Genomic DNA, 5,344 nt, shown 5'->3' with positions numbered 1-5,344 from the left:
ATAGCGACTACATAAAAGAGCAAAACGAGAATAGAACAAAAGATCTCTCTGAAGAGTCACGTCCTCGTGCATTTTCAAATCCTGTTGAACTTAATATAGGATACTTTTTGCTTTACTCATTAATTGATGAGCTTGATGTTAAGGAGACTATTGATATACTTGCTTCTCAAATGCGTTTTCAGTTTTCTGTATTTGACTTAATTACACAACTTATTTATGCAAGGGTTATATCTCCATGCTCTAAGTCAAAGACAGCCTCTCATGTCTTTCCATACCTTTATGGCAGCTCTACAATCTCTGAAGACCAAGTATATGACGGGTGTTCTTTCATAGGAGAGTCCTATAAAAAGTACATTGATTTGTTTAATCACTCTTATGAAAAGTATTTTAAAAGAGATTTAAGCAATGTATTTTTCGATTGTACTAATTATTACTTTGAAATTGATATCCCTAGTGATGACAAACAAAAGGTACCTTCAAAAGAGAATAGGCACTCTCCGATAATAGGGCAAGCTTTGCTTTTAGATGCTGATCTTGTACCTGTCTCCATGCAAATGTATCCCGGAAACGAATCGGAAAAGCCGTATATCAGAAAAGTTATTGAAGAAATGAAGCAACGACATAACGTATCAGGTAAGACCATACAGGTGGCTGATAAAGGCCTTAATTGTGCAAGAAATATTTATTCTGCCGTTAAAGAAGCTAATGACGGCTATATATTCTCAAAATCAATACATGGTAAGAATCTAAGTGAAAAGGAAAAGAAATGGGTTCTACTTGAGAATGATACAAATGTCTTTTCTAACTATACTGATGAAAAAGGTAATATATCTTTTCGTCTTAAATCATGTATTGACAGCTTTGATTACAGTTTTAAAGAGATTGATCCGGAAACAGGAAAAGAAAGTGTTACAAAGTTCTCTGTAAAAGAAAAGCGTATCGTCTCTTATAATCCTAATCTTGCAAAAAAACAAAGGCTTGAAATAATGAAGATGGTTGATAAAGCTTCAAAGTTTTCTACATACAAAAATATAGCTAAAGATGAACTTGGAGATTGTGCTAAATATGTAGACATCATAACTAAAGATAGTACAGGCAAGACCATAAAGCCTATAATAGATTTAAATAAATCTAAGATTGATGAAGACCTTAAATATGCAGGATATAATCTTTTAGTTACATCTGAGATAGATATGGATCCGTTACAGGTATATAAGACATACCATAGCCTATGGAAAATCGAGGAATCTTTTAAACTTACAAAATCATACCTAGATGCAAGACCTGTTTATTTACAGAAAAAAGAAACAATCTATGGACATTTTTTGATATGCTACCTTAGCTTGTTTCTTTTAAGAGTATTGGAAATCAAGTGCTTCAAGAATAAAATAAACTCTTATGACTTGATCAACTTTATGCGTGATTTTAGGGTGGTAAATAAAGGTGATAATACATATATCAATATATCAAGAAACCAATCTGTTAACGAAAAAGTCAAAAAACTGGTTGGCTTTAGTAACCTTGATGCCCTCTATTTAACCAAAGCTGAAGTCGACAATTTCTTTCAAAACTGCATGCTCTTGGATACCTAGAGTACCAGGTTTTGAGAGAAACGACGGAAGTCAGGTAAAATAAAGACAGTAGTCAAGAATAGAGGTTTTACTGTAGAGATGAGTATTTCTCTCTCTATATGAGGATGGGGATATGATAATGGGTATTATTCAAGAAGCTTATAGAGTATTTGTAAAATCACACTACATTTGAATGTTATAAGTGTCTTATTGAAAATGCAGGTTTATTGAGTAAAATAGGAAATATAGAAAAACAGATTATGGACGGAATTATGGCAGGTGGAGTTAAATCATAGTTAATATTTGGAGGAAAATTTATGTATGATCTATATGGAAGTTTAGGAAATTTAGCTGTTTTGAAGAATAGAAAAAGCAGAGCAATAAATGCAGAAAATCCTACAGGAGAAAAAGGAAAAGGCGGGATGGCGGCAAGTAATCTTGGACCTTCAAGAAAAGGTAGCCCATGTTTGAAGGATATACCAAGCGGTGCAACTGTAACACTTGCAGATATAGAGGGACCGGGTATCATAAATCACATATGGATTACAGTTACAAATAAGACTACAGAAGCAGATTGCTTTGTTTTAAGTGACTTGGTAATAAGGATATATTGGGATGATGAGGTGGTACCTTCTGTAGAGAGTCCGTTGGGAGATTTGTTTTGTTGCGGGTTTGCAAGAGAATGTACAGTTAATTCTATTCCTATAGCAGTTATTCCGAACCGCGGAATGAACAGTTATTTCCAGATGCCGTTTAGAAAGAGAGCCAGAATCACCTTGGAAAATCAGCATGCGAATCCGATACCTGCTTTTTTCTATCAGATAGATTATTGTATTGTAGATGAACTCAATGATGATGTAGCATATTTTCATGCACAGTGGAGAAGAGAGAGATTGACTACGATAGGTAAGGACTATGTGATACTTGATAATGTCAAAGGGAGAGGTCATTATGTAGGTACATATTTGGCATTGACAACATTGGAAAGATACTGGTGGGGCGAAGGTGAAGTAAAGTTTTATATAGACGGAGATTTGGAATATCCTACAATATGCGGTACAGGGACTGAAGATTATTTTGGAGGATCTTGGAGCTTTGCGAAGCAAGTTAACGGAAAGACTGTGGAACAAAATTATAATACTGCATATATGGGATATCCGTATTATTCCTCACATGATGAATTGATTCATAATGATTACCATAACGATGACTGTTTGCCGATGAGAGGATTTTATAGATGGCATATACAAGATCCGATATGTTTTGATGAAGACTTAAAGGTTACTATACAACAAATCGGTGTTGGACACGGAGGCTTATTTGAGAGACAAGATGATGTTGCGAGCGTTGCTTATTGGTATCAGAGAGAACCACATAATCCTTTTTCACAACTTTTGAGTAAGGAGTACAGGCGTCCGAGATAGATATAAAAATAAGCATAGTTTCCGGTCCTGAAAATGAAAATAATAGATATGAGATAACTTTAGATGAATTTTGTTATAAGGCACAAAAAATAGTAGATAGAGGTTATAGTAGATAAAGTAAAAGGGTACTGTTGAATAAGCAGTACCCGTTGTTTTTTATCAGTAGAATGACAGCGTAGTGAATAAAAGCATATAGTGGCAGAATGTTCCAAGCATTATAAATACGTGAAAAATCTCATGTGAACCGAAGTAAATATGTTTTTCATTAAACGACTTCAGCTTGAAAGCATATATTACCGCTCCAAGTGTGTATGCGACACCTCCAAATAACAGCCATAGGAAGCCTGAAAGAGGTAATGTCTTATAGATAGGTTTCAGTGCAAAGACACATAACCATCCCATTATCAAATATATAGCGGACGAGAGCCACTTTGGGCAGTTTACAAAGAAAATTTTCAGTATAATTCCGCCTATAGCGAGTGTCCATATAGCAGTCAGTAATATAAATCCGACTTTTCCTTTAAGAGCGGTAAGGCATACAGGTGTATATGTTCCGGCAATCAATACAGAAATCATTATATGGTCTATTTTACGGAAAATCATTGTCTTTTTAAGGTCTAAAACTACGGAATGATATATTGTACTTGCCGCATACAATAATGTAGTTGATACAATAAAGACAAACATAGATATTGAAGTTAAATGGCTTCCATGTTCTATAGTTCTTTGAATAAGCGGGCCGGATCCTATCTATAAAAGAATAAGTCCCAAAAAGTGAGTAAGTGCTGAGCCGGGTTCCCTTATTTGTATTGATATAGTGCACGGAAGTACTCTGAATCTTGTCTTTTCTTTATATTTTGAGTTCATATTCATCCCTCCTTAATTCTTTTATTGTCATTTCCTCCTTGTAAATATAAAAAAGGTAGCTAAAACAATAGCTACCCTTAAGCTTGATATTTGGTTTGAAATGTAATTCTAATTCTTATGGTATATTTTTCTGCCCACTATAATCATCAAAAGAATAATAAGACTATACACAAAAAACTTAAGCACTCCTCTTAGTTTCAAAACATAAAATACATAAGAAAGAGCAAACCATACTACTACGACTATAATGGGATATACGATTTTAAGTATCTTAAACATTTCACTGGAATCCAAATCCACGAATTCCTACTAATCCTGGATCTAATAAATCCGGCAATTTCAAACCAACATCAACATAAATTGCTCGTGAAATATGCTGAGTACCAAACTCAGTAATCAAATATGCAGATATTGCTGATGCAATTGCTATTCCAACTCCTGGGAACTGTATTCCTATATATGTTGCTCCAGCAGCAACACCAGCATTTAGGATATGATTTACCACCGATTTAGAAAGATACACCCTTATTCCAAACCAGCGCCACTCTATCTTGTTTACACCTTCTTTTCCACTTGTTGCCATTAACACATCTTCTGTATCTTTGGCATAAATTGTTAATAGCTTAGAACTTTCATCAACTGAAATATTTTCAATATCTGATGCATTTATGGAGTTTCTTAATTCAATATTGATATTGCTTATCTGCTCCTCAACAAGTTCAATTTCCGTTACAGTTAAAACTTTAGATAAATCATCGTAATTTGATATTTCAAACAACCCATTTTGACCTAAATCAATATATGGATCTGCTTTACTTATTATTTCTTCAGTTATTTCTCCTCCAAGTATTACTGGCTGAACCGAATATTGGTCATCTGTACTGGCAAATGCTCCAGTCATTCCTAGATTAAAAACCATAGCCGCAGTCAATAATGTAGCTACTATTTTTTTGATTTTCTTCATATCAAAACCTCATGTTCTGCAAAATAAAAACCTAATCATATGAATACTGTTTTGTGTGGATGTTGTTCATGACCAACAAACATCACACACTTTACTCAATCACCATTTTTATACCTCTGAAGATTCATATAATTACTCATAACTTAAATCTCCTTTTACCTTAAGTTTTAATATAAATTAGCAATAAATATGCTTGATATTCCAACCCTCTTTCCCAACCTATGTTGAGATAAGCCTAAAGGTTTTCTATATTACTGAATACTATTTTCAAAATTATTCCCTCTCGTCTTGGTTAATGTAAGTTTAGCATAATTATTTTTGTTTGTAAATAATTTTTATTACATACAACCAAATTTTCTTTTTGTTGGTTACACCTGATATAGTTCCTACCCATGAATCTCACAGCGACGTTTTGTTCTACTTGGCAAGCTCTTTTCCCGTCTTCCGTCGAAGTACTATGAAAGTTCCGACGTTTTAAATTTTGAGTAAACTATTTAATTTTATACAATTCTTTTAAG

At 33.8% G+C, this 5,344-nt stretch carries 3 protein-coding genes and 1 pseudogene; 2 read left to right on the top strand and 2 right to left on the bottom strand.

Features of this window, described 5'->3' with window-relative positions:
- Together HMPREF0381_RS07955 and HMPREF0381_RS07950 are read left to right on the top strand one after the other, a co-directional pair.
- The coding region (locus tag HMPREF0381_RS07955; protein WP_008751442.1) for an IS1634 family transposase at positions 1-1,592 on the top strand (1,592 nt) is incomplete at its 5' end.
- Positions 1,593-1,888: 296 nt separating this feature from the next.
- On the top strand, positions 1,889-2,995 hold the full coding sequence (locus HMPREF0381_RS07950) for a glycoside hydrolase family 172 protein (protein ID WP_008751441.1): 1,107 nt from the start codon (positions 1,889-1,891) through the stop codon (positions 2,993-2,995).
- Positions 2,996-3,154: 159 nt separating this feature from the next.
- On the opposite strand, the pseudogene trhA reads toward HMPREF0381_RS07950, so the two are convergent.
- Together trhA and HMPREF0381_RS07935 are read right to left on the bottom strand one after the other, a co-directional pair.
- Positions 3,155-3,862 (bottom strand): annotated as a pseudogene (trhA, locus tag HMPREF0381_RS07945) (PAQR family membrane homeostasis protein TrhA).
- A gap of 280 nt (positions 3,863-4,142) precedes the next feature.
- Positions 4,143-4,826 carry a hypothetical protein gene (locus tag HMPREF0381_RS07935; protein WP_008751438.1) on the bottom strand — a complete coding sequence of 228 codons (684 nt, stop codon included), beginning with the start codon at positions 4,824-4,826 and terminating at the stop codon, positions 4,143-4,145.
- Between the last annotated feature and the right edge of the window lie 518 nt (positions 4,827-5,344).

Source organism: Lachnoanaerobaculum saburreum DSM 3986 (genome assembly GCF_000185385.1).
GTDB classification, from domain to species: Bacteria; Bacillota; Clostridia; order Lachnospirales; family Lachnospiraceae; genus Lachnoanaerobaculum; species Lachnoanaerobaculum saburreum.
Note: the sequence above shows the minus strand (reverse complement) of the source record. Positions and strands in the feature narration are given on the sequence as shown.

What these genes read in the sequence shown, in the direction of transcription:
- HMPREF0381_RS07950 (WP_008751441.1), top strand. Translation starts at nt 1,889, where the DNA reads ATGTATGATCTATATGGAAGTTTAGGAAATTTAGCTGTTTTGAAGAAT.
- HMPREF0381_RS07935 (WP_008751438.1), bottom strand. Translation starts at nt 4,826, where the DNA reads ATGAAGAAAATCAAAAAAATAGTAGCTACATTATTGACTGCGGCTATG.